Source organism: Myxococcus sp. RHSTA-1-4 (assembly GCF_020037125.1).
GTDB lineage: Bacteria > Myxococcota > Myxococcia > Myxococcales > Myxococcaceae > Myxococcus.
Window position 1 is genome coordinate 84124 of sequence record NZ_JAIQDG010000011.1, and the last position, 25417, is coordinate 109540.

Consider the following 25417-nt stretch of genomic DNA (forward strand, 5'->3'; position numbering starts at 1 on the left):
CTCCAGAGGTGGCGCCGGCTGCCGCAGGGGGAGGCGCGACGCTGACCACCGCCGCTCCAGCGGGAGCCGGGACGGTGGAGGGCGGAGCCGCGTCCCAGGGCACCGGCACGAAGTCCGCGCCGGAGCCGCGCGCCACCTCTACGAAGAAGCTGGTGACGCTGGGCATCGAGGACATCCAGCGCGTGGTGTCGCGCGGGCGGGCCCGCATCACCGGCTGCTTCGAGCGCTACAAGTCGGACCTGCCGGCGACGCAGGGCGAGGTGCAGGTGCAGCTCACCATCGCCTCGTCGGGCAGGGTGCGGGCGGGGACGCGCGGGCCGCTGGCCTCGTCGAGCGTGGGACGCTGCCTGGAGACGCAGGCCGAGCGGCTGCGCTTCCCGGCCCACCGGGACCAGGAGGTCACGGTGGTGATGCCCTTCTCGTGGCGGGTGACGCAGTAGCGGCGCCGCGGTCCGGCGCCGCCCCACGGGCTACAGGTCGCGGCGGGCGGACAGCGCCTTCGCGAGCGTGGCCTGGTCCGCGAACTCCAGGTCTCCCCCCATGGGCAGGCCCTGGGCGAGACGGGTGATGCGCAGGCCCATGGGCTTGAGCATGCGGGTCAGGTAGAGCGCGGTGGCCTCGCCCTCCACGTCCGGGTTGGTCGCGAGGATGAGCTCCTCCACGCGGCCGTCATTGAGGCGCTCCAGCAGCTCCTTGATGCGGAGCTGCTCGGGGCCCACGCCTTCCAGCGGGGACAGCACGCCGTGCAGGACGTGGTAGCGGCCCTTGAATTCGCGGGTGCGCTCCAGGGCCATCAGGTCGGCGAAGGTCTCCACCACGCAGAGCACGCGCTCGTCGCGGCGGGAGTCCCGGCAGAAGCCGCACGTCTCCGAGTCGGTGAGGGAGAAGCAGCGCACGCACAGGTGCACCTTCTCCTTCACCTCGCGGATGGCCTGGGACAGGTCCGAGGCGTACTCGCCGGGCGCCCGCAGGATGTGGAATGCGAGGCGCTGGGCGGTCTTCTCGCCAATGCCCGGCAGCTTCGCGAGCTGGGCGACAAGTCGATTCAGCGGGTCGGGAGTCATCCGGTATCAGGTAACGCCGGGGATCTTGATGCCGCCGGAGATTTTCGCGAGCTCGCGCTGCATGTGCTGACGGCTGCTCGCCAGGGCGGCGTTCACCGCGGCGGTGATGAGGTCCTCGAGCATCGACGGGTCATTCGGGTCGATGGCGGACTTGTCGATCTTGATGCTGCGAATCTCCTGGGTGCAGGTGGCGACCACCGTCACCAGGCCTTCGCCGGACTTTGCCTCGACAGTCTCTTCGGCCAGCTGCTGCTTCCGCTCTTCAATCTTCTCCGTCAGCTTGTTCGCCTGCCGGATGAAGTAGTTCAGGTCGACGCCAGGCATGTGCTTCCTCGGTACTCGTGGGAGCGGGCACCCTCAGGGGTCCCGCCCCGGGCGTGGAGTGGCGCACCCTACCGTTGCGCGCGGTGGTTGTCAGGCGCTGTCGTCGGGGGTCTCGGCCGCAGGGCCGGCCGAGGGGCGTTCGGGCTCGTATACCTGGATGTGCTCGATTTCCCCCCCGAGGAACTTGAGCACGGCGCGGACGGCCGGGTGGTTGCGCACCTTGCTGTCCGTGCTCTTCTCGTGGGCGGCGCGGCTCTGGGCGTCCTGCTCGGCGATGCTCAGCCCCATGGCGGTGTCCTCGGCGGACACCTCCTGGATGGTGAGCTTCACCGGGCGCCCGAAGTGCTCGGCCAGGGCCTTGTCGATGGTGGCCTTGCCCCCGGGCGACGTCACGGCCGTGCGGTGGAAGCCGGCCGCGGGCAGGTATCCGAGGACGATTTCCCCGGCCCGCATGGACATGAGGCGCCCGTTGGCCAGCGCGGCGCCATGCCGGGGCGAGGCGGCCTTCACGCTCTCCACGGCGGCCCGCCACCGCTCGACGAGGGGGCGGTTGGGATTGTCACGGCCGCCCGCGACGGGGCGTGGCGCCGCCTCGGGCTCCGGTTCGGGGTCGGAGTCTGGCGCGGAGGGCGGGAAGGGCGCGCGGGCCGCGGGGCCGGCGTTGGGAGCCGGGAAGGGGGCGCGTGCGGCGGGCGCGGGCCCGACGGGGGTGGCCGAGTATGGCGCGCGGGAGGCGGGCACGGCTCCGGCGTTGGGGGCCGGGAAGGGCGCGCGAGCGGTAGGCCCATCAACGGCAGGTGGCGCCGCGAAGGACGCGCGGGAGTCCGAGATGGGTGTGCGAGGACCAGGCTCGGCGGCGTTGCCGTGCGGTGCCTGGAAGGGCGCGCGGGCAGTGCCCTCGGCAGCGGCAGGTGATGCCGGGAAGGAGGCGCGGGCGGCAATCGCGGAGGCAACCTCCGCGGGCCCGGCGGAGTCCTCTCCGGGGACGGGCTCGGCGTCGGGGAGACACTCCCCGGAGGCACAGCCTTCGGGCGAGTGCTCCTCGGGGTAGTAGCGCGCGTCGTCGTCGGAATACGGCGGTGGCTCGGAGGGGCCGGGCGGCGGCTCGGGCCGGCGGATGTTGGTGATGCGGACCGTGGGCGCGGGCTCGGTGGTGCGCGACAGCGGCGTGGCTCCGGCGGGCGCCGGCGGTGGCGTAGCGGGGGCCGAGGGCTGCGCGGTACCACCCTTGTTGCGCAGGAAGGAGAGCGGGCGGGCCGCCGACGGAGGCAGGCCGTCCATCAGCGGGCCGGAGGGAGGCAGCTCCTCGGCCACATAGGCCGTGGGGGCCGGAGCCGTCATCGCGGTGGCGGCCGAGCCTCCACCGTTGCGGAGGAAGGACAGGGGCCGGGCCGCGGAGGCCGGCAGGTCGTCCACGAGCGGCCCGGTCGGGGCCACCGGAGGCACGGCGGAAACGGAGCGCGGCTCGGCGGGATGGGGCGCTTCCGCGTAGCGCGGAGCGGACTCGGCCGCGCGCATCGATTCCGCGGGGTGAGACGCCTCGGCGTAGTGCGCGGGTTCCGCCGGGCGCATCGGCTCGGCGGGGAGGAGTCGCTCGGGGGCGTGCGGCGGCTCGGCGTAGTGCGCGGGTTCCGCCGGGCGCATCGGCTCGGCGGGGCGGAGTCGCTCGGGGGCGTGCGGCGGCTCGGTGGAGTACGCGGGCTCCGCGGGGGGCACGCGCTCAACGGCGTGTGGTGCCTCGGCCGTGCGCACGGGCCCCGCATGGCCCACGGGCTCGGTCGCGCGCTCCACCCGTGTGGCGGGCGCGGACACACCTCGGGTGTCCCACGGGCGTGGGGCAGGGGAGACCGCCGGAGCGGACGGGGCGTGCCGCGTCTCAGGCGCGAAAGTTGGCGGGACTGGAGCGACCTCCCGGCGCTCCAGCGGTGTTCCGGGCGGAACCCTCTCCCTGGGACAGCCCCGCCGCGAGCTTGTCCACCCGGGCGAGCAGCTCCGGGATGGAGCCGCCCGGCGAGAGCTGGATGGCCTTGAGCAGGGCCATCTCCAGCGCGAGCCTCGGCTGCGCCGCGCGCGACACGTCCCAGATGCAGCCGTGCACCACGTCGAACAGGCGGGTGAGCTGCGCGGTCTCCGCCTCCTTCGCCAACGCCAGAAGCGCCTTCTGCTCGGACTCGGCCAGCTCGGCGGGCGCCTCGTTCAGCGTCTTGGTGACGAAGAGGTGCCGGAGCTGGAAGGCCAGTTCCTCCGCCAGCCGCTTCAGGTCCAGGCCGCGGTTGAAGACCTCCTCCACGCGCTCCAGCACGCGCTTCGCGTCCTTGCGCACCAGCGCCTCGGCGAAGTCCTGCACCACCGTGCGGTCGATGGCGCCCAGCGCCTCGGCCACCTCTTCATCCGTGGGGTTGGCCCCGCACGAGGCAAGCACCTGGTCCAGGAGGCTCAGCGCGTCGCGCATGCCGCCTTCCGACTGGCGCACCACCAGGGCCAGCGAGCGGTCCGAGATGCCCGCCCCCTCCGCCTTGCAGATCTCCTGCAGCCGCTGGAGCATCCGCGCCGCCGGAATCCGCCGGAAGTTGTGGCGCTGGCACCGCGAGAGGATGGTGTCCGGGAGCTTGTGCGCCTCGGTGGTCGCGAAGATGAACTTCACGTGCCCGGGCGGCTCCTCCAGCGTCTTGAGCAGCGCGTTGAACGCCGCCCCCGACAGCATGTGGACCTCGTCGATGATGTAGATTTTGTGCCTGTCCCGCTGCGGCAGGTACTTGGCGTTCTCGCGAATCTCGCGGACGTTCTCCACGCCGTTGTTGGAGGCACCGTCGATCTCCGCCACGTCCACGCTGGTGCCGGCGGCAATCTCGGTGCAGGCCCGGCACTCGCCACAGGGGTTCGCCGTGGGGCCCTTCTCGCAGTTGAGCGCCTTGGCCAGCAGGCGGGCGGCCGTCGTCTTGCCCACCCCGCGAGGCCCGCAGAACAGGTACGCGTGAGCGACGCGGTCCATCTTGATGGCGTTCGCGACCGTCCGGACGACGTGCTCCTGCCCGGTCATGTCATCGAACTTCTGCGGACGCCATTTACGCGCGAGGACGAGGTAGCTCATGGGGGTGGTCATCTAAACACGACGGCGTGAATGATCCATCTCGTTGCCTGCCCACCAGGTGGGATTGCACTCACCGTCCGAGCGCCTGTAGCACCACGCCCGCCGCGTTGTGCCCGGCCGCGCCGATGACACTGCCCGCGGGGTGGCACCCGGCACTACAGAAGTAGAGCCCCTGCACCGGCGTCTCGTAGGGAAGCCGGTCCGTGAAGCCCCGCTTGTTGTCCACATGATGGATGTGGCCGCCGGTGATGCCGAAGTACTTCTCGATTTTCGGGGGAGTGAGGGTGAAGGTCTCCCGCACCCGGTCACTGGTGCCCGGGGCGAAGCGGTCGCAGATGGACAGGAGGTGCTTCACGTAGCGTGACTCCTCCTGCTCCCACGTCGTGCCCTTCAGCGCGTACGGCACCCACTGCACGAAGAGGGCGGAGTTGTGGTGCCCCTCCGCGTCGCGCAGCGACGGGTCCACCGTGGTGTGGATGTACCACTCGATGGAGGGGAACTCCGACAGCCGGCCTTCCTTCGTGTCCTGGTAGGCGCGCGCCAGCGCTCCGAGCACATCGTCCTCCTGCGGCAGCAGGTGGATGGTGGGGCCGAACTGGCCCCGGTCCTGCGGGAGGCAGGTGAAGGTGGGCAAATCCTCCAGGCAGAGGTTGACCTTCATTGTGGTGCCCGGCGCGGCCATGGCGTCCACCTTCGCGCGGTAGTCCGCGGGCAGCGCCGCCGCGTCCACCAGCTTCAGCGTGCGGAACGGGTCTCCGTTGGACACCACCACGGCGGCCTTCACCTCCTCGCCGCTCTCCAGCACCACGCCCTTCACCACGCCCCGGTCCACGCGCACGGACGTCACCTTCGCGCCGGTGCGGATGGAGGCCCCGTGCTTCCGCGCGACGTTGGCGATGGCCTGGGTGACGGTGCCCATGCCCCCGCCGACAATCATCCACGTGCCGCCGCTGCCGGGCAGCCGGCACATGTTGTGGACGAGCAGGTTCATCCCCGTGCCCGGCGTGTCGTAGCCACCGTCCAGGCCCGAGAAGGCGTCCGTCACCGCGTACATGGCCTTCACCAGGTCGGACTTGAAGCCGAAGCGCTCCAGGTACTCGCGCGCCGTGCCCCGGCACAGCCGGACGAAGTGCTGACGCAGGGCAGGGCGGATGTAGCGCTCCGCGGTCTCCTCCAGCGACAGAGGAGGCTTCAGCCACGCCGGGGCCAGGTCGTCGCGCAGCGCGGCCAGCTCGGTGTTCATCGCCACGTGGGCGTCCCAGTCCGCCTGGGAGAAGAACTCGAGGAACTGGCGCTTCAGCTCGCGCTCGTCCGAGCCGAACAGGAGGTAGCGCTTGCCGGTGGTGGGCAGGAAGTAGTGCGGGTCTCTCCGCTTGAGGGGCAGGTCCAGCTCCAGCTCGCGCAGGAGCTCCGGCGGCATCAGGCCCAGGAGGTACGCGCCCGTGGACACGCCCAGCCTCGGCGCCGCGCGGAACGGGTACTCCGTGCGGCACGCGCCGCCGATGACGTCCTTCTCCTCCAGGACGGTGACGGACAGTCCCCGGCGCGCGAGCAGCGCCGCCGCCACGAGGCCGTTGTGCCCCGCGCCCACCACGATGACATCCGGCATGCCTTCCTCCCGAGAATCGCCGCGTTTCCACCCGGGCCCGAGCCCGGGCGGAGAGCGGGCGGACGAACGCCACGCATCTTGCGCCCGGACGGCGGGGCGGGGAGAGTCGGCCACGCCCGTGTCCGCGCCCGCCCCCCAACCCCAGGCTCCCGCCGTTCCCGATACAACACTCGAGCCGGCTCCGGACCTGCCCCGCTCCTCGCCCGGGAATGGCCGGCGCTGGCCCGTTCTCCTGCTGGGACTGGGGGTGGCGATGCTGCCGGCCGTCATCGCCGTGCTGCAACTGGGCCGCATCCACCCGGACGAGGTGTACCAGGCGCTGGAGCCGGCCTTCTGGCGCGTGCACGGCTATGGCGTGCTGGCCTGGGAGTGGAAGGACGGCATCCGCAACTGGGCCGTGCCCGGTGTGCTGGCCGCATTCCTGAAGCTGGCGGACCTGCTGGGCATCACCCACCCGCGGGGCTACCGGGCGGTGATGGCCATTCCCCAGGCGGCGCTGCACGCGTGGAGCCTCTGGGCCGCGTACCGCTTCGCCTCGCGCCGCGCGGGCCCCTCGGGCGGGTGGCTGGCCGCCCTCCTGCTGGGGCTCTACGGGCCGGTGCTCGTCTTCGCGGGGCGCACCCTGGGCGAGTCCTTCTCCGCCTCCTTCCTCGTGGTGGCCATGGAGGCGCTGGACCGGCGCGAGCGTCCGGTGCGCGCGGGCCTCCTCGGTGGCATGGCCCTGGGGTTGGCGGTGGTGGCCCGCTACCCCTCCGCCATCTTCGTCCTGGTGGCGCTGGTGTGGCTGGCGGCGGCGCGGCGCTGGCGGTTGCTGGCCTTCACCTGCCTGGGCGGACTGGGCGTGGCGGCGGGGCTGGGCGCGCTCGACTGGGCCACCTGGGGCTCGCCCTTCCACTCCTTCTTCGCCTACGTGCGCTTCAACGTCCTGTCCGGCGGAGCGGCGGCGCGCTTCGGCTCCGCGTCCCCCGGCTTCTACCTGAAGCCCCTCCTCGACGCGGTGCCCCTCTGGGCGGCGGCCGCCGTGCCCCTGGGACTGGCCACCCTGCGCCAGCACCGCGCGCTGTCGCTGCCGCTGGGGTGCGCCGCCGTGTACACGGGCGTGCTGCTGGCCACCGCGCACAAGGAGGAGCGCTTCCTCTACCCGGGCCTGGTGCTGGCCATGCTGGCCGCGGCGCCGCCGGTGGCCGCCTTCATCACCGCCCAGGCCCGGCCCGTCCTCCGGTGGGGCCTCGCGGCGCTCGCCCTGGCGGCGGGCGTGCGGGTGGCCCGCGACTACCCGCCCGGCGACCTGCGGGCGGACCAGTTCCGCGCCATCGTCGCCGCCACCCGGGGGGAAGGGGCGAGGGGCCTGCTCATCGTCAACGAGGGGCTGTGGGGTGCCGGCGGCTTCTTCTACCTGGGGAAGCGGATTCCCTGGCTCACCTGCGACTGGCCCCGGGACGGCGCCTTCCAGCACGCCATGAGGGACAGGAACTTCAACCGCGCCGTCACCTTCGAGGACCGAGCCCTGGCCGAGTTGCAGGCCGCCGGCTTCCGGGTTGCGCGGAAGATTGGCCGCGAGACGATTCTCACGCGCGAGTAGCCGCCCGGGAGGGCGGGGCGCCAAGCCCGCAAAGGCGGAAAGCCGACATCCCGAAGCAGGATGCCGGCTCTCCAAAAGAACGGCCGGGACACACGCGGAAGTACGCTACCGTTGCTTCCTTCCGGACCTGGCGGGGTTCACGCCCCCACGTTGTCCCGACCACAAGCTCTGTAACCACCAACGACTGAAACAACAACGGAGAGGGTGGGATTCGAACCCACGATACCCTTTCAGATATACACGCGTTCCAGGCGTGCGCCTTCAACCGCTCGGCCACCTCTCCAAAAAGTCTGGAGCGGAGAGCGTAGGATTCGAACCTACGATACCGTTACCGGTATGCCTGATTTCGAGTCAGGTGCCTTCGACCACTCGGCCAGCTCTCCAGTATTCAGTTGTCACGTTTTCTCGCGCGCAGGCGCTCGAAGAACGTCTTCAAAAGCAGGCGGCTCTCGTCCGCCAGTACACCACTTGAGACCTGGAGCCGATGGTTGTGCCGAGGCTCCTCGGCCAGGTTGTAGAGCGAGCCGACCGCGCCTGCCTTCGCGTCCGAGGCTCCGAAAACGAGCCGTGTCACCCGGGACTGAACCAGCGCTCCCGCGCACATGGCACAGGGCTCCAGCGTCACATACAGGGTGACGCCCGAGAGCCGCCAGACGCCCAGCTTCCGGGCGGCGGCATCCATCGCCAGCATCTCGGCGTGCGCCAGTGGGTGCCGGTCCATCTCGCGGCGGTTGAAACCGGTGGCAATGACCTTTCCGTCATGCACCGCCACCGCGCCGACAGGGACCTCTCCGAGCTCCGCTGCTTCCCGCGCGAGCGCAAGCGCCTGCTGCATGAAAGCTTCGTCGTCACTCATGAGAACAACGCGAAAGAAGATGGCGCTCCCTGGAGGATTCGAACCTCCGGCCTTCGGATTCGTAGTCCGACGCTCTATCCAGCTGAGCTAAGGGAGCATTTCTTCCGGCGTTACTACCACAACAAGTGGCGGAGAGAGAGGGATTCGAACCCTCGATACCCTTTCGAGTATGCAGGTTTAGCAAACCTGTGCCTTCAGCCTCTCGGCCATCTCTCCATCTCTTCTCTGTCAAAGAACCGCGAAACTCAAGAACAAAATCGGAGGCGGTAGGATTCGAACCTACGGAGAGCTTGCACCCTCTGCGGTTTTCAAGACCGCTGCCTTCAGCCGCTCGGCCACGCCTCCATGCTTCAGAGCCGGCGGAGTCCCTCGGTCCGACGGCGACCGTGGGGCCGCCCTTCTACCTCATTCGGGGCCCGTTGCAAGCCGGATTCATGGCTCAAAGTGGCTTCAGCTCTTTCAGCCCCCCCATGTACGGCCACAACGCCTCGGGAATCGCCACGCTTCCGTCCTCGCGCTGGTAGTTCTCCAGGAGGGCAACGCTCGTCCGTCCCACGGCCAGACCGCTGCCGTTGAGCGTGTGGACGAGCTGGGGCTTGTCCCCCTTCTGGGCCCGGTAGCGAATCTTCGCCCGGCGGGCCTGGAAGTCACCGAAGTCCGAGCAGGAGGAAATCTCGCGGTACGTGTTCTGCCCGGGCAGCCAGACCTCGATGTCGTAGGTCTTCCGGGAGGCGAAGCCCATGTCCCCGGTGCACAGGAGCATCACCCGGTGGTGCAGCCCCAGGCGGCGGAGGATGTCGCAGGCGTCGTCCGTCAGCGCCTCCAGCTCCTCCAGGCTCTTCTCCGGGGGGGCGAACTTCACCAGCTCCACCTTGTGGAACTGGTGCTGGCGGATGAGGCCGCGCGTGTCCTTGCCGGCCGCCCCGGCCTCCGCCCGGAAGCAGGGGCTGAAGGCGCAGTAGCGCAGGGGCAGCTGCTCGCCCTCCAGGATTTCGTCCGCGTGGTAGTTGGTGATGGGCACTTCCGCCGTGGGGATGAGGAAGCGCTCGGGGTCCCCCACCGTCTTGAAGGCGTCCTCCTCGAACTTGGGGAGCTGGCCGGTGCCCAACATCGACTCGCGCAGCACCAGGTAGGGCGGGAGCATCTCCGTGTAGCCCTTCTGGGAGTGCACATCGATCATGAAGGTGACGAGCGCCCGCTCCAGCCGCGCCAGCGCGCCCTTGTAGAAGGCGAAGCGGCTGCCGGACACCTTGGCGGCGCGCTCGAAGTCGAGCATGCCCAGCTTCTCACCCAGCTCGAAGTGCTGCTTCGGGGTGAAGGGCAGGTTTGGCTTCTCGCCCCACGTGCGCACCTGGACGTTGTCCTCGGCGCCGGCTCCCACGGGGACGGACTCGTGCGGCACGTTGGGGATGAGCAGGAGGATGTGGCTGAGCTCCTCCTCCACCTCCTTGAGGCGGGCCTCCTTCTCCTTGATTTCCTGCGAGACGGCGCGCAGGTCCCCGCGCAGCGCATCCAGCGCCTTGGGGTCCTCCTTCGCCTTGCGCTTCATCTCGTCGTTGGCCGCGTTACGGCGGGCGGCCAGCGACTCCATGGAGACGTAGAGCTCGCGCCGCTCGGCGAAGAGGCTCTTGAAGGGGCCCAGGTCCAGGCTGCCACCGCGCGTCTGCAGGCGGGCGACAACGGCATCGAAGTTCTGCGCAACGTTCCGGAGGTCCAGCATGGGGCATGCCTTGTAGTCACCCCGGGCGGTGGCCAGCAAGACTCTCGCGCCCGGGCTGCTCAGGGGCGGACGCCCCGGCCCCCCTCCACCTGACGCCGGCCGTGTCCGCGAAGGGGCCACGGCCGGCCCGCCCTCCAGGGGCTAGTTCTCGAGGTCGTAGATTTCGTCCTCGATGTCCTTCTTGTCCGTCGCGTCCGGCTTGCGGGACAGGTAGTCCTTGAACGCCTGGACCGCCTCGCGGCGCTTGTTGCGCTCCTTATAGGCGAAGCCCAGGTAGTAGTAGGACATGGGGTTCTCCGGCTCCACGGTGGTGGCCTTGCGGTACCAGTCGATGGCCTTGGCGTGCTGGGCCTGCTCCGTGAAGGCGCGGGCGACCTTGTAATAGACGTACGTCAGCTTCGGGTCCGCCTTGAGGGCCGTCTGGTAGCGCTTCACGGCGTCACTCCAGCGCGCGGCGCTGAAGTACGCGTCACCGATGGAGCCCAGCACCCGGGTGCGGCGCGGGTCGGCCTTGAGGCTGGCCTCGAACGAGGCGATGGCCTCCTCGAACTCGCCGGCCTCCAGGTGGGCATGGCCCAGGGCCTCGTGGGCGTCCGCGTGCTGCGGGTCCAGCTCCACCGCCTTCTGCCACTCCTTGATGGCGTCCGGCAGGTTCTTCGCGTCACGCAGGATGACGCCGTAGGCGTAGTGGTAGTCCGGGCGAGAGGGCGCGCGCTCCACCGCCTTGCGCATGTTGTCCACGGCGCCGGTGAACTCCAGCCGCTTCGCCTTGACGAGGCCCAGGTAGTAGAGCGCCTCGTGGTTGGAGGGCTCGTTGCTCAGCGCCAGGCCCAGGTTGCTCTCCGCGCCGGCCAGGTCGCCCTTCTCCAGCAGCACCGCGCCGAGCGTAATCGGCGTGGTGGTGGAGCGCGGGTCCTCCACCTTGGCCTTCTCCAGCTCGGCCACGGCCTCGTCGAGCTGGCCCAGCCGCCAGAGGACGATGCCGCGCTGCAGCCGGCCGTCCTTCAAGAGGTGCGGGTCCAGCTCCAGGGCGAGGTTGGCCTCCTCCTTCGCCTTCTCCAAATCCCCGGACAGCAGCGCCACGCGCGACAGGCCCAGGTGGGCGTCGGCGAGGTTGGGGTCGAGCTGCACGGCGCGCTCGAACTCCTGCTGGCCCAGCAGCGTGTTGTTCTCCGCCAGGGCCAGCTCGCCAAGGCCGGCGCGCACGCCGGCCTCGTCCGGGGCCTTGGAGGCCGCCAGCTCGAGCTGGACGCGGGCCTCGGCGTTGCGGCGCTGGCGCAGGTAGAAGCGGCCCAGGTACAGGCTGGCCTCCACCAGGTTGGCGTCCGCGGCGATGGCGCGCTTGTAGTGGCCCTCCGCTTCGGAGAGCTTGTCGAGCGCGTCCTCGATGCGGCCGTAGAGGTAGGCGATGCGGGCCTCGTTGGGGAAGCGCTCGCTGGCCTTCTTCACGGCGTCCAGCGCGGCCTGCATCTTCCCCGTCATCACCAGGGTGGTGATGTGGCCGTCCGTGTACTCCAGGCTGTCGGCGTCCTTGGCGGCCAGGTCCGTGTAGAGGGGCAGGGCGCCCTCGTAGTTGCGCTGGGCGCGCAGCACGCGGGCGAGCTGGGCCTTGGTGAAGGCGGAGTCCGGGTCCTTCTCCAGGGCGGCCTTCAGCTCGGCCTCGGCCTCCTTCGGCTTGTGCTGCTGGAAGAGGGCCACGCCCTTGAGGCCGCGGGCGCGGGCCAGCTCCGCCGGGCCCAGCGCGGACTGGACGTCCTCGGCCAGGGCGCTCTCCACGGCCCGGGTGCCCTTCTCGCCGTCCTTGCGGACCAGCAGCTCCACCGCGGCCAGCTCCACCGCGGAGGCGGCGTGCTTCGGGTCGGCCTCCAGCGCCGCGGCGTACGCGGCGGCGGCGTCATCCGCGCGGCCTGCCTCCTGGTGCAGGTTGCCCAGGGCGTGGTGGGCCTTGGCGGACTTCGGCTCGCGCGCCAGCACCTTCTTCAACGTGTCGATGGCGCGGGCCTCGTCGCGCTTCTGGGCGTAGGCCTCGGCCACGAGGAAGGCCAGCTCCAGGTCCCCGCCGTTGGCCTCGCGGCTGTAGGCGTCGTTCAGCGCGGGCAGCACCGTGTCCACCTGACGGGCGGTGAGGGCGATGGCCGCGGCGGCCTTGACGACCTCCACGTCCTTCTTGCCCAGCAGCTCGATGTTCTCCATCTCCTGGCGGCAGCGCGCCAGCTCGCCCGGGGCGGCGGCGGCGTAGCGGCGTTGCAGGTAGTGGACGGCCTGGCACCACAGCGAGCGCACCGCGGGGTACTCACCCTGCTGGAGCACCTGGGCGCTGAGGGAGTGGGCCTCCTGGTAGCTGGCGAAGGTGTCCTGGAGGAGCGCCTGGCGCGCGTCCGCCACCATCTTCGCCTGGGGCGAGCCCTCGGAGACGCGGGCGGGGAAGAAGGCGCGGCGGCCGAAGGCACCGTAGCGCGAGCCCACCTCCATGCCCACGCCGATGCCCACCAGCACCACGCCGATGCCGGCGGCCACCAGCATGGGGATGCGCTTCTTCCACTTCTCCTGGACGCCGCTGCGGTCCACCACGGCCACACCGGCCATGCGGCCCTCGTACAGCTGCTCCAGCCGCTTCATGTTGGCCTGCGGGTTGGCGGCATCCACCCGGGGGGCCTCGGAGGTGGTGGCGATGGCCGGGGCCGCGACGGGGGCCACTCCCTTGGCGGGGCCCTCCATCAGCCGCTGGATGGCGGCGGCGAAGGTGGACACCGTGCCGATGGGCGACCAGTTCTCCGAGTCCGTGGAGACGTCCTCGTTGCCCAGCAGCTGCCCGTCTTCCAGCATCTTGACGATGACGCCTTCGTCGAACGGGCCGAACACCTTGCCCGAGCGGCGGCGGACGTGGAAGCGGCGCACCTTGGCGCCCGCCTGGGCACCGGCGTCCTTGCCGGCCGCGTCGTCGATGAACGACAGCATCTCCAGGCCGTCCGCGGTGCCCCCGTTGGGCGGGGGCGGCAACGGGTCGGAGAGGTCGGCCTCCAGGTCGTCCGCGGGCCTCGCGGTGGGGTCGAACTCGAGCGAGTCCGGGATTCCGCCGATGCCGGCGGGCGCGGCGGCCGCCGGGGGCGGAGAGCCGAAGTCCACGTCGCCGAAGTCCACCGCCGGGTTGACGGGGGCGGCCGGGGGCGGGGGCTCGGCGAAGTCGAGGTTGAAGTCCGGCGCGGGGGCGGGCGCGGCCGGGGGCTCATTGAAGTCGAAGGACAGGTCCTGCGGCGGCGCGGCCGGAGCGGGCAGGTCCGAGAAGTCCATCGCCGGGGCGGCCGGAGCAGGCAGGTCCGAGTAGTCCACCGCGCCAGGCACGGGCGGAGGGGGCAGGGCGAACGGGTCCTCACCCGCGGGGGCCGGCAGCTCGTTGAAGTCGAACGACGGTGTCGCGGCCGGGGGAGGGGGCAGGGCGAACGGGTCATCCTCCGGCATGGATGGCTGCGCGTACGCATCCGGCGGAGGGGGCAGGGCGAACGGGTCATCCGCCGGCATGGGCGGCTGCGCGTAGGCGTCCGGCGGAGGGGGCAGGGCGAACGGGTCCGCCTCGGCTGGCGCGGTGCCGTAGGCGTCCGGCGGAGGGGGCAGGGCGAACGGGTCCGCCTCGGCTGGCGCGGTGCCGTAGCCCAGGGTGGGGGAGGGCGTGGGCGGCAGCGCGAAGGCCGTGGCCTCGTTGCCCGGCGGCTCGATGTCGAAGGAGAACGGGTCCGCCCCGGACTGGGGCTGGGCGGGGACGGGCAGCGCGTCGTCGGAGAAGTCGAAGTCACGCGCGGTGCCGGGCATGTCGGGCGCGCCGTAGGCCGGCGCTTCCTCGACGGGCGGCGGCAGGGGCTCCTCGGAGAAGTCGAAGTCGCGCGCGGTGCCGCGCATCTCGTCGGACGTGCCGTAGTCCGGTGCGGCGGGAGGCTGCTCGGGGAACGCGTCCTCGGGCATCGGGATGCGGACGACGCGCGTCGCGTCCCGGTTGTCGGCCACGGCGAGGTCGTCCTGCTCGCCGAACGCATCCATCGGCGCGGCGGCGCCGGGCAGGGGGATGGCGGCGGCGGACGTCACGGCGGACGCGCCGTCGTCGAAGCCGAAGGCGTCCGGCTCCGGCGCGGCGCCCGGCAGGGGAATGGCCTGCGAGGACGGCCCCGCGCCCGGCAACGGAATGGCGGCGGACCGCGGCGCGGCAGCGCCGGGCAGGGGGATGGCCTGCGAGGACGGCGCGGCGCCCGGCAGGGGAATGGCGGCGGGACCGGCGCCGAGCGGAATGGCGGCGGCCTGCGGCGCGGCGCCCGGCAGGGGGATGGCGGCGGACTGCGGTGCGGCGGCGCCCGGCAGGGGAATTGCCCCGGCGGAGGGTGCGGCGGCGCCCGGCAGGGGGATTGCCCCGGCGGAGGGCGCGGCGGCGCCCGGCAGGGGGATGGCGGCGGCGGACGTCACGGCGGACGCGCCGTCGTCGAAGCCGAAGGCGTCCGGCTCCGGCGCGGCGCCCGGCAGGGGAATGGCCTGCGAGGACGGCCCCGCGCCCGGCAACGGAATGGCGGCGGCCTGCGGCGCGGCGGCACCCGGCAGGGGGATGGCGGCGGCCTGGGGGACGGGCGCGGCCGGCGCGCTCACCGACTCGAGCTTGATGGGGAAGGTGGTCTGGCACCGGGCGCACTTGAGCTTCGCGCCGCCAGGCGGGATCCGCTTGTCATCGATGTTGTAGTTCGTCTGGCAAGACGGGCAGGAGACTTTCATGGATTTCCTTCGACGGGTCCGACTGGCGCGAATGCTCGCGAGCAGGCTTCGGAGCGCCTTCGCGGTGCGCGCAGGCTAGCAGAGCCGTTTCCAGCCCGGAAAGAACGCGCACGTCGATGCCGGAAGAGAACCTCCCTTCGCTCCCCGAGCGGGCGGGCGAGGGCACTGTCCACCCGTAGGAGGGGGCATGCGTTCGTTTTCCCCCCGGTGAACCGGAGGTGGTAGACCCCTCCCGGCATGGAACCCATCGTCATTCTTGGCGCGGGACTCGCGGGCCTGTCCACCGCCCACTTCCTCCGGAGGCCCTGGCGCCTCATCGAGAAGTCCGACCGGGTCGGCGGCCTCATCAAGACCGAGGTCATCGATGGGTGTTATTTCGACCCCACCGGCCACTGGCTCCACCTGAGGGACCCGGAGATCCAGGAACTGGTGAACGGCACCTGGCTGCCGGGGCAGATGGTCCGCATCCAGCGCAAGGCGGGCATCTTCACGCGCGGGGTGTTCACCCGCTTCCCGTACCAGGTCAACACCCACGGCCTGCCGCCGGAGGTGGTGTCGGAGAACCTCGTCGGCTACGTGGAGGCCATCTACGGCGAGAAGGGCCGGGCGCTGCGGGAGCGGGAGCCGGCCAACTTCGAGGAGTTCATCCTCCGCTACATGGGGGAGGGCTTCGCGAAGAACTTCATGGTGCCCTACAACCAGAAGCTCTGGACGGTGCACCCGCGCGAGCTGTCCGCCGCCTGGGTGGGGCGCTTCGTGCCGAGGCCGAACCTCAAGGAGGTGGTGGACGGGGCGCTGGGGGCCGGCAGCGACGCGGTGGGCTACAACGCGTCCTTCCTCTACCCGCGCGAGGGTGGCATCGAGAGCCTCGCCCGCGCCATGCTGCGCCACCTCCAGGGCGGTGAGCTGAGCGTCAACACCGAGCCCACCGCCATCGACTGGAAGGCCCGCAAGGTGACGCTGTCGGATGGCCGCGTGCTGCCGTACTCGGGGCTGGTGTCCAGCATCTCACTGCCGGGGCTGGTGCAGCTGCTGGCGAAGGGCGGCCCGGGCGTGCCCGACTCCGTCATGGCCGCGTCGAAGCGGCTGCGCGCCACCACTGTCACCTACGTGGCAGTGGCCGCGCGCGGGGCCAACCGCCAGCCCTGGCATTGGATCTACCTGCCGGAGCCGGAGTTCCACACGTACCGCATCGGCTCGCCCTCGGCGGTGTACGCGCCGTTGGCGCCGCCGGACACCTCCACCTTCTACGTGGAGTACAGCCACCACGGGGAGCTGTCCCCCGCCACGGCGGAGAAGTACGCGGTGGAGGACCTGCTGCGCTCGCGGATGATTCATTCGGCGGACGACGTGCTCTTCGCCCACGCTCGGGAGATTCCGCACGCGTACGTGCTCTATGACGAGGCGTACGGCCCCGCGAAGGCGGAGATCCTCCGCTTCCTGGAGCACGCGGGCATCCTCATCGCCGGGCGATACGGGCAGTGGGAGTACTCCTCCATGGAGGACGCCATCCTCGCTGGCAGGGCCTGCGCCCGGACGCTGAACGGTTGACGGCCCGGCCCCCGCCCCATATCTGAGGGACCCAATTCCATGGCCCCGCACCTCTCCGTCGTCATTCCCGTCTACAACGAGGAGTCCATCATCGCCTCGGCGGCGGAGGAGCTCCGCCAGGGGCTGGATGCGCGGGGGCTCGACTACGAAATCATCTTCGCGGAGAACGGCTCGCGCGACGCCACGCCGGGCATCCTTGAAGACCTGTGCGCGAAGAACCCGCGCCTGCGCTGGTTCCACTCGGAGCGGCCCAACTACGGCTCCGCGCTCAAGGCCGGCATCACCATGGCCCGGGGCACCTACGTCATCTGCGACGAAATCGACCTGTGCGACCTCACCTTCTACGACGCGGCGCTGCCGCGGCTGGAGCGGGGCGAGGCGGACATGGTGGTGGGCTCCAAGGCGGCCAAGGGCGCCAGCGACCAGCGCCCGCTGGTGCGCCGGGCGGCCACGCGCGTGCACAACAAGCTGCTGAAGGTGGCGCTGGGCTTCAAGGGCACGGACACGCACGGGCTGAAGGCCTTCCGCCGCGAGGCGCTGCTGCCCGTCATCCAGAAGTGCGTGGTGGACATGGACGTGTTCGCCAGCGAGTTCGTCATCCGCGCCTGGCGCGAGGGGCTGAAGGTGGTGGAAATCCCCATCCAGCTCCACGAGAAGCGCCAGCCCTCCATCCACCTGTTCAAGCGCGTGCCCAACGTCCTCAAGAACGTGGGCAAGCTGTTCTACGTCATCCGCATCGCCGGGAAGTGAGCCCCGGGCTCCAGGAAGGGCGGGCACCGTGAGGCTGGCGTCCATCTCCGTCGACCTGGACTCGCTGCCGCACTACTGCCGCATCCACGGCCTGCCGGAGTCGCTGCTGGACGCGCGCGCCCGCACCCTGGTCCACGCGGTGGCGGTGCCCCGCTTCCGTGAGCTGCTGGACGCGCTGGGCGTGCCGGGCACCTTCTTCGCCATTGGGGAGGACTTGGAGTCGGACCCGGGCGCCGCCTCGGGGATGCGCGCGGCCCACGCGGCGGGCATCGAGGTGGCCAGCCACAGCCACTCGCACGACTACGCGCTCACCCGCCGGGGGCCCGCCGTCATCCGCGAGGACCTGGCGCGAGCGGACGCGGCCATCCTCGCGGCCACGGGCGTCCGTCCGGAGGGCTTCCGCGCCCCGGGCTACACGCTGAACGCGGACCTCTACGCGGCCACGGCGGAGCTGGGCTACCGGTACGGCTCGTCCGCGTTCCCCGCCGCGCCGTACTACGCGGCCAAGGCGGCGGTGATGGGAGCGCTGGCGCTGATGGGCCGGCCGTCGCGCTCGGTGCTGGACACGCCGCGGGTGCTGCTGGCGCCCCGGGTGCCCTACCGGCCCGACCCGGCCCGGCCGTACCAGCGGGGGACGGGCGCGGTGCTGGAGCTGCCCATGGCGGTGACGCCGGCCGTGCGCTTTCCCTTCATCGGCACCTTCGCCACCACGCTGCCGCTGCCCCCCCTGCGCGCGGCCTGGCGCGCGTGCCGGAAGGACGCCTTCTTCAACTTCGAGCTCCACGGGGTGGACGTCCTGGACGCGTCCGACGGGATTCCTCCCGCGCTCGTCCGCCAGCAGCGGGATTTGCGCGTGAGCGCCACCCGGAAGATGGAGCGGCTGCGCGAGGTGTTCGGCTGGCTGAAGGCGGAGTGTGACGTCGTCACCCTGCGCGAGGCCGCCGGAAGGCTCTCCGCCACGCCGTGAGGGCCCCGGGCCTCTGTCCTCCGGGTGACGTCGCCCGCGCCGGGGGTGGCCCGAAAAAGGGTGCCGCCGGTGGGCCGGACCTCCCGGAGAGCAGGCCGGTGGTGTAGACACCAGCACATGCTGGAGCGCCTCACCGACCGAGTGAAGAAGGGCCTGCGCGGCTGGACGGACCGGCTGGCCACCGACGAGCAGAAGGACCGGCTCCTGGCCCTGGCCCGCCCGGAGAACGAGTACGGGGTGGACCCGTTCGGCTACAACCTCGACTTCAGCCTGTCCGCCGTGGCGCCCTTCCTGTGGCTCTACCGGAACTACTTCCGGGTGGAGACGTACGGCATCGAGAAGGTCCCCGCCGGCCGGGTGCTGCTGGTGTCCAACCACTCGGGGCAGCTCCCGCTGGACGGCGCCATGATTGGCGTCTCCATGATGCTGGAGGCCAGCCCGCCGCGCGCCATCCGCAGCATGGTGGAGAAGTGGGTGCCCTCGCTGCCGTACGTGTCCACCTTCATGGCGCGCATGGGGCAGATTGTCGGCACGCCGGAGAACTGCCGCCGGCTGCTGGAGGCGGAGGAGGCCATCCTCGTCTTCCCCGAGGGCACCCGCGGCATCAACAAGCTGTGGCCCCAGCGCTACCAGCTCCAGGAGTTCGGCCTGGGCTTCATGCGGCTCGCGCTGGAGACGCACACCCCCATCGTCCCCATCGCCGTGGTGGGTGCCGAGGAGCAGGCCCCCGCGCTCCTGGACCTCAAGCCCGTGGCGAAGCTGCTCGGCTTCCCGTCCTTCCCCGTCACCCCCACCGGGCTGCCCATTCCGCTGCCCACCAAGTACCGCATCTATTACGGGGACCCGCTGCGCTTCACCGGCCGCCCGGATGACGAGGACAGTGAATTGGACAAGAAGGTCCGCACCGTGAAGGCCGCCATCCAGTCCATGCTGCACCAGGGCCTCAAGGAGCGCCGGGGGGTGTTCTGGTGAGCCCCGCGTCCAGCAGTGGCTCGAGGCCGGCCGTCGTCGTCACGGGCATCAGCGGCAACCTCGGCCGTACCCTCGCCAAGCTCCTCCACAAGCACGAGCGCATCATCGGCATCGACCGGCGCCCCTTCGTGGGCCGGCCGAAAGACGTGGAGATGTACGAGCTGGACCTGCGCAAGAAGAAGGCGGAGGACGTCTTCCGGAAGAACGAGGTCCGCGCCGTCATCCACATGGGCATCATGCATGACCCGCGGATGAGCGAGGAGGAGCACCACTCCTTCAACGTCGTGGGCACCACGCGCCTGCTGGAGTACTGCGCGAAGTACGGCGTGAAGAAGGTGGTCGTCCTCTCCTCGGCCAACGTCTACGGCCCCAGCCCGGACAACTCCAACTTCCTCACCGAGGACGCGCCGCTGATGGCGGCCAGCCGCTTCTCCGGCGTGAGGGACCTCATCGAAGTGGACATGCTCGCGCATGGCTTCTTCTGGAAGCACCCCCACATCGAGACGGTCATCCTCCGCCCCGTCCACATCGTCGGGCCCACCATCAAGAACGCGCCCTCCAACTACCTGCGCCTGCGCCGCCCGTGGGTGATGGCCGGCTTCGACCCCATGGTGCAGCTCATCCACGTGGAGGACGTGGCGCGCGCCATGGTGGAGGCCCTCCGCCCGGAGCCCAAGGGCGTCTACAACGTCGTGGGCCCCGGCGAGGTGCCCCTGTCCGCGGTGATGCGCGAGCTGGGCCGCAGCCCCATCCCCGTGCCGCACCCCGTGGCCCGCCCGCTCCTGCGCACGCTGTTCAAGTACCGGCTCGCCAACTTCCCGCCCCCGGAGCTGGACCACATCCAGTTCCTCTGCGCCGTGGATGGCAGCCGCTGGGTGAAGGACGTGGACTGGAAGCCGCGCCACTCCATGCGCGACACCATCCGCTCCGTCATCGGCGAGTAGCGACGGGAAAGTCCGAGAGCCCCCTGACATGGGTGTCACGGCCCATGTGGCGCCCGGTGCCCTTGGGCCTGACAGCGATGTCAGTACCGGCGGGGCAGGGCGGCCGGCCGGCCGGGCGCCTGTGACTGCAAGTCCTTGAATCTCCGAAGGGCGGGCCCGCTCCAGGGACATGCGGGTCCGCTGGCACTCGCATTGCTCTAGGGAAGCCACGAAACGGCGCGGCGACGCGGGCCTGGAGAAACAGCGTCGCCTTTCGCCAGCGTGTCAGGGCGCTCCATTGGGGGGCTCCCGACGCCTGATGTCCCGGCCGGCCCCGGGACATCAGGCGGATTCTTGTAGGGCGCCCCATAGGGGGGCTCCCGACGCCCACCGCCTCGGCCGGCCCCGAGACGGTGGGCGGTTTCTTTTCTACGGCAGCTCGCCCCCGAAGGGGCCCTCGAGCTGCCGCTCCAGCAGCCACACCCCGTCCCGGAAGACGAATTCCGACGTCACGAGGGCGGTCTGCTCGGAGGCGGACGGCAGGCGCATCCACTGGATGCGGCTCTGCACGGTGGCGCGCTGCCCGTCCTCGGAGAGCTTCACGTCCTCGATTTCATAGTCGGTGATGGTGAGGTCCCGGTCGTCGTGGAGCTCGAGGCGGGCCCGCTGGAAGTCCCCTTGCCGCTCCGGGACGATGAGGCGGGCCGCCGACCGGTAGTCCCTCCAACGGATGGCCTCGTGGAAGCGCTCCACGGTGGGCTTGAGTGCCTCCAGATTGGATTTCTTGGATGTGGTTGCGCACGCCCCGAGGACGAGCACGAGGAAGAGGGCAGGCAGGCGTTTCACGACGGGGACGGTAGCACCCGCCAGCCTCCCCGGACGAGGGCGCGGTGGTATGGTCCGGCTCCCTCCCGAGTACCGGAGTCGCGAGCGCACATGGCCAAGTCGATGGTGGAGCGATACGAGCAGCTCCTCCGGCAGGACCCCACTTCTTCCGTCTTCGTCGAGCTCGCCAAGGCCCTGTTGGAAAAAGGGGACGCGGCGCGCGCCATCGAAGTCTGCGGGCAGGGCATCTCCCACCACCCCTCCTCCATCGTGGGGCGTGTGTTGTGGGGCAAGGCGCTCATCCAGTTGGGCCGTCCCGCGGAGGCGATGGAGCAGTTCGACCAGGCCATCAGCATCGAGAAGGACAACCCCTACGCGTACAACCTCATTGGCGAGGTGCTGTTGCAGCGGGGGCTGTACCGCTCGGCGCTGCCCATCCTCCGCAAGGCGGTGGCGCTGCAGCCCAATGACGGGCGCGTGAAGCTGTGGCTGGAGCAGGCCCAGCAGGCGCTGGCCGGCGGACCGGCCCCCGTCTTCGCGGACCTGATGGGGCTGGAGAAGCCCAAGGCGGACGGCGAGGCCGGGGACGCTGGGGCCTCGGAGGGTTCGCAGGAGCCGGGCGCCGCGGCGGCTCCCATGGCGGCGGCGAGACTGCGCGCCGCCGCGCTCGGCGAGGCCGCGAAGGCGAAGCCGGCGGAGGGTGTCGGGGCGGGCGCGCGAGGGGCGCGTGGCGCGGCCGCGCGGCGCGCGGACGGTGCCGCGAATGGCGCGGCCGGGGCGGATGCGAGTGGTGCGGCGGGTGCACAGGCGCGTGGGCCTCGCGTGGATGGGGCGCCCGGGGCCGCTGCGGATGACGCGGCGGGTGGTGGTGCCTCCGGAACCGCGGCGATGCGGCCTGCGGAGGACGCCGCTGGTGCCCATGGGATGACGGGACGCCGGGCGGACGGCGCGGAGGCGGGGGAGGACCCCGCGTCCGGCGAGGGCTCCGAGGGCATCGACTTCGGAGCCTCGCTCGCGGGGCAGCCGGGGCGCGCGGCCACCGGCGAGCACGCCAGCGTGGGCGGCTCGGACTCCGCGGGTGACGTGGCGGATTCCCTGGGGCTGATGAACCGGCAGGTGCCCGTGCCGCGTCCGGCGCCGGGCACGGAGCTGCCGGGCCTGGACCTCTCGCTCGACGATGAGGACGGTGACAAGGCCGCTGGCGCCGAGGGTGCGCCGTCCTCCGAGGAGAGCCGGAGCGCGTCCGGAGACGAAGCGTCCGGTGGGAACTCCGCGGAGTCCGAAGCGGCCTCCGGGAGCGACACGGCCTTTGGGCAGGACGCGTCCGACTCGCAAGGTGAGCCAGAGGCCGGAGGGCTCCAGGCCGCTCCGCGTGAAGAGACGGGGGAGCTGCCGCTGCTGCTGTCCGGCGAGTTCACCACGGCGAAGCCGACGATTCCGGCCAGTGGCGGGCTCCTCGGGGACCTGCCGCCTCCCGAGCCCACCGGACAGGCGCCCGTGGCGGCGCGCAAGTCCACGCCGGTGCGACCGTCGGGGAGCAAGCGCTCGCTGCTCGACGACATTCCGGATGCCACGTCGCAGGCTCTGCAAGTGGCTCCCGCGAAGGCCGCGGCCAGCGCGCCGGACACGGAGGCGCTCACCGCCGCCTACGAGAAGGAGCTGCGCGCGAAGCTGGAGCGCGAGGCCGCGAAGACCTCGTTCATCGCCCGGCACGGCGTGAAGGCCGCCGGCGCGGTGGTGGCGGTGGTGGTGCTGGCCATCATCATCGGCGGCTTCATCAAGTACCGCGCGGACCAGGGCGGGCAGACGCTGAACGAGACGCTGGCCCGTGCCGAGGACCTCATCGTCCAGGACTCGCGCGGCTCGCTGGACACGGCGCTCGCGCAGCTCGCTCGCGCGCGGGAGATGGACGAGGGCAGCAGCCGGGCCTGGGCGCTCACGGCCTGGACACATGCGCTCCTCTTCGCGGACCACGGCATGTCGCCGGAGGACCGCCGCCTGGCGCTGGAGGCACTGGAGAAGCCCGGGGTGAAGGAGGGCTCGCCCGCGCTGGTGCTCGTCACCAACGTGCTGGTGGCCGACGACCGGGGACGAGAGCCCGCGCGCCGCGCGCTGCTCGCGGCGCAGGAGGACAACACGGAGGTCCACGCGCTCGCCGGCAGCCTGCTGCTGGAGGCGAAGGACGAGAAGAAGGCGCTGGAGCGCTTCGACCGCGCGCTCCGGGCCTCGCCCGCCAACGTGCGCGCGCTGGTGGCCCTGGGCGGCTACTACCTGGCCTCCGAGGACTTCCCGCAGGCCGTGGAGATGTTCGAGCGCGCGCGCAAGAAGTCGCCCGACCACGCCGGGGCCCGCATCGGCCTCGCGGAGGCGCGGCTCGCGCTGTACCAGGAGCTGGACGCGGCGCTGGCGGACGTGGCGCCGCTGGCGGATGACCCGAAGCTGCCGGCCGCGCTGAAGGGGCGCCAGCAGCTGGTGCACGGCGAGCTGCTCTCCGCGCAGGGCAAGCATGACGAGGCCCGAGCCCTGCTGTCCCGGGGCGCGCAGGGCCCGCTGGCCTACGACTTCCAGCTCGCGCTGGGGGCCGCCGGCCGCGCCGCGGGGAAGCTGGACGTGGCGCAGGCCGCGTACGAGGCCGCCCTCAAGCTGCAGCCCAAGAGCGACGAGGCCCGCGAGGGATTGGGCCGGACGCTGCTGGACCGGGACCGCGAGCGCGAGGTGCTGACGCGGCTGGAGGCGGACGGTGGGCGCAAGGTGGCCCTGGTGCGCGGTGCCGCCTACGCGCGGCTGGGCGACTGGAAGCGCGCCCGCGCGGAGCTGTCGCGCACGCGGGTGAATGACCGCTATCCGCCCGAGGCCGTGTCCCTGCTGGCGCTGGCCGACGCCGCGGAGGGCAATGCCTCCCAGGCGCGCGAGGTGCTGGAGAAGTCGCTGGCGGCCTCCAAGCGCCCGCGCAACGACATGCGGCTGGCGCTGGGGCAGGTGTACTGGCGCGAGCGCGCCTTCGACAAGGCGCAGGCCCAGTTCGAGGAGGCCCAGAAGGACCCGCGAGACTACGAGGCGTCCTGCTCGCTGGGGCGGCTGCTGCTGGCGCGCGGGCTGCCGGACATGGCCCTCAAGCCGCTGACGCAGGCGGTGGAGCGCAACGGCGCGCACGGCGAGGCCCGGGACGCGCTGGGCCGCACCCTGCTGGCCCTGGGCCGCACGCCGGAGGCGCTCAAGCAGTTCGAGGCGTGGCAGCTGGAGAACCCGGGCAGCGCGGGCGCGCACAAGGGCTTCGCGCTGGCGCTGTTCCACGCGGGCCGCCGCAAGGAGGCGGAAGGGGCGGCGGGCCGCGCGGCGAAGCTGGCGCCAGACGACGCGGAGGCGCACCGGCTGCGCGCCGCCATCCTCTTCGCCGCGGGTGACGCGCGGGGCGGCTTCTCCGCGCTGGAGCGCGCCAACAAGCTGGACCCGAAGGACCCGGACACCTTCTGCGAGATTGCCCACGCCTTCCTGCGCCAGGGCAACGTGGACAACGCGGACGCGGCCTTCGCCGCGGCCCGCCGCGAGGGCCCGGACGCCACCTGCGGCCGGGTGGGCGAGCTGTACACGCAGCTGCCCGGCGGCGGCCGGCCCGCGGCGCGGACGCTGGGGGACCTGGCGTCCCGCGCGCCCACGGTCTGGGACAAGGCCTTCGCCCAGGCCACCCTGGCGCGGGTGCTGCTGGGCGCCGGGGCGCTGAAGGACGCGCGCTCCGCGGCGGACGAGGCGGTGCGGCTGGCGCCGTACGCGGGGCGCTCGCACCTGGCGCTGGGGCTGGTGGCCTTCAAGCAGCGGCAGGAGGCGGCGGCGAAGACGGCGCTGGCGAAGGCCGTGGAGCTGGAGCCCACGGACGGGCTGGCGCACCTGGCGCTGGCGGACGTGCTGGTGCGCGAGCCGGCGGAGCTGCCCCGGGCCATCGAGTCATACGAGGCCTTCCTGCGGCTGGCGGACGGCTCGCCGGAGGCGGCGCGGGTGAAGAAGGCGCTGCCCAACCTCAAGAAGAAGGCGGCCAGGTAGCGTGAGGCCCTCTTCGTCCCGGCCCGAGGCCCCGTTGCTCCGCATCATGTGGGGCAATGCCTTCCTGCTCTCGCTCATCTACCTCCTGGTAGGGCTGCTGGTGGAGCTGGCGATGCAGCGGTGGGACCGGCGCTTCCTCCGGAACCTGTCGCTGTCGCTGGACTCGCTCCCCGCGCGTGCCCTGGAGATGGTGGGGGCCCTGGAGCCGCTGCGAACGGCCTTCTTCAACGGCCACATCTCCGAATCCGGCGTGCGCGTCATCTTCGGCCTCACCACCGTGGCGGTCATCTTCCTGCTCGCGCTGGTGGTGGGCATCTTCATGAGCGGGGTGCGCCTGTTCATGGTGCGCCGGGCCCTGCGGCGCGCGGGCGGCCGGCGCCTGTAGCGAGCGGGGAG

Annotated in this window: 17 protein-coding genes, 5 tRNA genes, 1 other RNA gene and 1 pseudogene; 9 read left to right on the forward strand and 15 right to left on the reverse strand. The window is 71.6% G+C overall.

Annotation, left to right across the window (positions count from 1 at the left end):
* Positions 1–131 precede the first annotated feature (131 nt).
* A pseudogene (locus tag K8638_RS45225) lies at positions 132–440 on the forward strand (AgmX/PglI C-terminal domain-containing protein); the annotation flags it as partial.
* A 30-nt stretch (positions 441–470) separates the two neighbouring features.
* Here K8638_RS45225 and recR read toward each other — a convergent pair.
* From recR to K8638_RS16975, 5 genes are all read right to left on the reverse strand, one after another.
* Positions 471–1064 (reverse strand): recombination mediator RecR, encoded by a 594-nt coding sequence (gene recR / locus K8638_RS16955; RefSeq protein ID WP_223755578.1) that lies wholly within the window; start codon positions 1062–1064, stop codon positions 471–473.
* A 6-nt stretch (positions 1065–1070) separates the two neighbouring features.
* A complete protein-coding gene (locus K8638_RS16960; protein ID WP_223755579.1) occupies positions 1071–1388 on the reverse strand; it encodes a YbaB/EbfC family nucleoid-associated protein in 318 nt (105 codons plus the stop codon).
* Positions 1389–1478: 90 nt separating this feature from the next.
* Entirely contained in the window at positions 1479–3200 is a 1722-nt protein-coding gene (locus K8638_RS16965; RefSeq protein WP_223755580.1) for a DNA polymerase III subunit gamma/tau, read from the reverse strand.
* Positions 3201–3264: 64 nt separating this feature from the next.
* Positions 3265–4479, reverse strand: a complete 1215-nt coding sequence (gene dnaX / locus K8638_RS16970) for a DNA polymerase III subunit gamma/tau (protein WP_223755581.1) — start codon at positions 4477–4479, stop codon at positions 3265–3267.
* A gap of 70 nt (positions 4480–4549) precedes the next feature.
* The gene (locus K8638_RS16975; RefSeq protein WP_223755582.1) at positions 4550–6088 is read right to left on the reverse strand and encodes an NAD(P)/FAD-dependent oxidoreductase; all 1539 of its coding nucleotides are present in this window, start codon (positions 6086–6088) and stop codon (positions 4550–4552) included.
* Positions 6089–6206: 118 nt separating this feature from the next.
* Between K8638_RS16975 and K8638_RS16980 the strand changes: the two genes are divergently transcribed.
* Positions 6207–7670 carry a mannosyltransferase gene (locus K8638_RS16980; protein WP_370644011.1) on the forward strand — a complete coding sequence of 488 codons (1464 nt, stop codon included), beginning with the start codon at positions 6207–6209 and terminating at the stop codon, positions 7668–7670.
* A gap of 73 nt (positions 7671–7743) precedes the next feature.
* On the opposite strand, the gene ffs is transcribed toward K8638_RS16980, so the two are convergent.
* The 9 genes from ffs to K8638_RS17025 form a co-directional block, all read right to left on the reverse strand.
* An RNA gene (gene ffs / locus K8638_RS16985) (signal recognition particle sRNA small type) lies at positions 7744–7836 on the reverse strand.
* 30 nt (positions 7837–7866) lie between these two features.
* Positions 7867–7953 (reverse strand) — tRNA-Ser (locus tag K8638_RS16990).
* Between the two features lie 13 nt (positions 7954–7966).
* Positions 7967–8053 (reverse strand) — tRNA-Ser (locus K8638_RS16995).
* A gap of 5 nt (positions 8054–8058) precedes the next feature.
* Positions 8059–8526, reverse strand: a complete 468-nt coding sequence (gene tadA, locus K8638_RS17000) for a tRNA adenosine(34) deaminase TadA (protein ID WP_223755583.1) — start codon at positions 8524–8526, stop codon at positions 8059–8061.
* 20 nt (positions 8527–8546) lie between these two features.
* Positions 8547–8623 (reverse strand) — tRNA-Arg (locus tag K8638_RS17005).
* 29 nt (positions 8624–8652) lie between these two features.
* Positions 8653–8742: transfer RNA gene (locus K8638_RS17010), tRNA-Ser, on the reverse strand.
* A gap of 42 nt (positions 8743–8784) precedes the next feature.
* A tRNA-Ser gene (locus tag K8638_RS17015) sits at positions 8785–8871 on the reverse strand.
* A gap of 94 nt (positions 8872–8965) precedes the next feature.
* A complete protein-coding gene (serS, locus tag K8638_RS17020; protein ID WP_223755584.1) occupies positions 8966–10246 on the reverse strand; it encodes a serine--tRNA ligase in 1281 nt (426 codons plus the stop codon).
* A gap of 141 nt (positions 10247–10387) precedes the next feature.
* Complete coding sequence (locus tag K8638_RS17025; RefSeq protein WP_223755585.1) at positions 10388–14995, reverse strand: tetratricopeptide repeat protein; 4608 nt, start codon at positions 14993–14995, stop codon at positions 10388–10390.
* A 237-nt stretch (positions 14996–15232) separates the two neighbouring features.
* Here K8638_RS17025 and K8638_RS17030 point away from each other — a divergent pair, with 237 nt between their 5' ends.
* The 5 genes from K8638_RS17030 to K8638_RS17050 all read left to right on the forward strand — a co-directional run bounded on the left by K8638_RS17030 (position 15233) and on the right by K8638_RS17050 (position 20179).
* The gene (locus K8638_RS17030) at positions 15233–16546 is read left to right on the forward strand and encodes an NAD(P)/FAD-dependent oxidoreductase (protein WP_223755586.1); all 1314 of its coding nucleotides are present in this window, start codon (positions 15233–15235) and stop codon (positions 16544–16546) included.
* A 39-nt stretch (positions 16547–16585) separates the two neighbouring features.
* Positions 16586–17296 carry a glycosyltransferase family 2 protein gene (locus K8638_RS17035; protein WP_223755587.1) on the forward strand — a complete coding sequence of 237 codons (711 nt, stop codon included), beginning with the start codon at positions 16586–16588 and terminating at the stop codon, positions 17294–17296.
* Between the two features lie 28 nt (positions 17297–17324).
* Complete coding sequence (locus tag K8638_RS17040; protein ID WP_223755588.1) at positions 17325–18263, forward strand: polysaccharide deacetylase family protein; 939 nt, start codon at positions 17325–17327, stop codon at positions 18261–18263.
* A 117-nt stretch (positions 18264–18380) separates the two neighbouring features.
* The gene (locus K8638_RS17045; protein ID WP_223755589.1) at positions 18381–19235 is read left to right on the forward strand and encodes a lysophospholipid acyltransferase family protein; all 855 of its coding nucleotides are present in this window, start codon (positions 18381–18383) and stop codon (positions 19233–19235) included.
* Complete coding sequence (locus tag K8638_RS17050; RefSeq protein ID WP_223755590.1) at positions 19232–20179, forward strand: SDR family oxidoreductase; 948 nt, start codon at positions 19232–19234, stop codon at positions 20177–20179. Before K8638_RS17045 ends, K8638_RS17050 begins: the two co-directional genes overlap by 4 nt.
* A 408-nt stretch (positions 20180–20587) precedes the next feature.
* Here the strand turns inward: K8638_RS17050 and K8638_RS17055 are convergent, their stop codons facing one another.
* Positions 20588–21004, reverse strand: coding sequence for a hypothetical protein (locus K8638_RS17055; protein WP_223755591.1), 417 nt, complete (start codon positions 21002–21004; stop codon positions 20588–20590).
* 90 nt (positions 21005–21094) lie between these two features.
* Here K8638_RS17055 and K8638_RS17060 point away from each other — a divergent pair, with 90 nt between their 5' ends.
* Positions 21095–25021, forward strand: coding sequence for a tetratricopeptide repeat protein (locus K8638_RS17060; protein ID WP_223755592.1), 3927 nt, complete (start codon positions 21095–21097; stop codon positions 25019–25021).
* A gap of 1 nt (position 25022) precedes the next feature.
* The gene (locus K8638_RS17065) at positions 25023–25406 is read left to right on the forward strand and encodes a hypothetical protein (protein WP_223755593.1); all 384 of its coding nucleotides are present in this window, start codon (positions 25023–25025) and stop codon (positions 25404–25406) included.
* Positions 25407–25417: the final 11 nt, after the last annotated feature.

What these genes read in the sequence shown, in the direction of transcription:
- K8638_RS16975 (WP_223755582.1), bottom strand. Translation starts at nt 6,088, where the DNA reads ATGCCGGATGTCATCGTGGTGGGCGCGGGGCACAACGGCCTCGTGGCG.
- recR (WP_223755578.1), bottom strand. Translation starts at nt 1,064, where the DNA reads ATGACTCCCGACCCGCTGAATCGACTTGTCGCCCAGCTCGCGAAGCTG.
- tadA (WP_223755583.1), bottom strand. Translation starts at nt 8,526, where the DNA reads ATGAGTGACGACGAAGCTTTCATGCAGCAGGCGCTTGCGCTCGCGCGG.
- K8638_RS17045 (WP_223755589.1), top strand. Translation starts at nt 18,381, where the DNA reads ATGCTGGAGCGCCTCACCGACCGAGTGAAGAAGGGCCTGCGCGGCTGG.
- K8638_RS17060 (WP_223755592.1), top strand. Translation starts at nt 21,095, where the DNA reads ATGGCCAAGTCGATGGTGGAGCGATACGAGCAGCTCCTCCGGCAGGAC.
- K8638_RS17035 (WP_223755587.1), top strand. Translation starts at nt 16,586, where the DNA reads ATGGCCCCGCACCTCTCCGTCGTCATTCCCGTCTACAACGAGGAGTCC.
- K8638_RS16960 (WP_223755579.1), bottom strand. Translation starts at nt 1,388, where the DNA reads ATGCCTGGCGTCGACCTGAACTACTTCATCCGGCAGGCGAACAAGCTG.
- dnaX (WP_223755581.1), bottom strand. Translation starts at nt 4,479, where the DNA reads ATGAGCTACCTCGTCCTCGCGCGTAAATGGCGTCCGCAGAAGTTCGAT.
- K8638_RS17030 (WP_223755586.1), top strand. Translation starts at nt 15,233, where the DNA reads ATGGAACCCATCGTCATTCTTGGCGCGGGACTCGCGGGCCTGTCCACC.
- serS (WP_223755584.1), bottom strand. Translation starts at nt 10,246, where the DNA reads ATGCTGGACCTCCGGAACGTTGCGCAGAACTTCGATGCCGTTGTCGCC.
- K8638_RS17025 (WP_223755585.1), bottom strand. Translation starts at nt 14,995, where the DNA reads ATGAAAGTCTCCTGCCCGTCTTGCCAGACGAACTACAACATCGATGAC.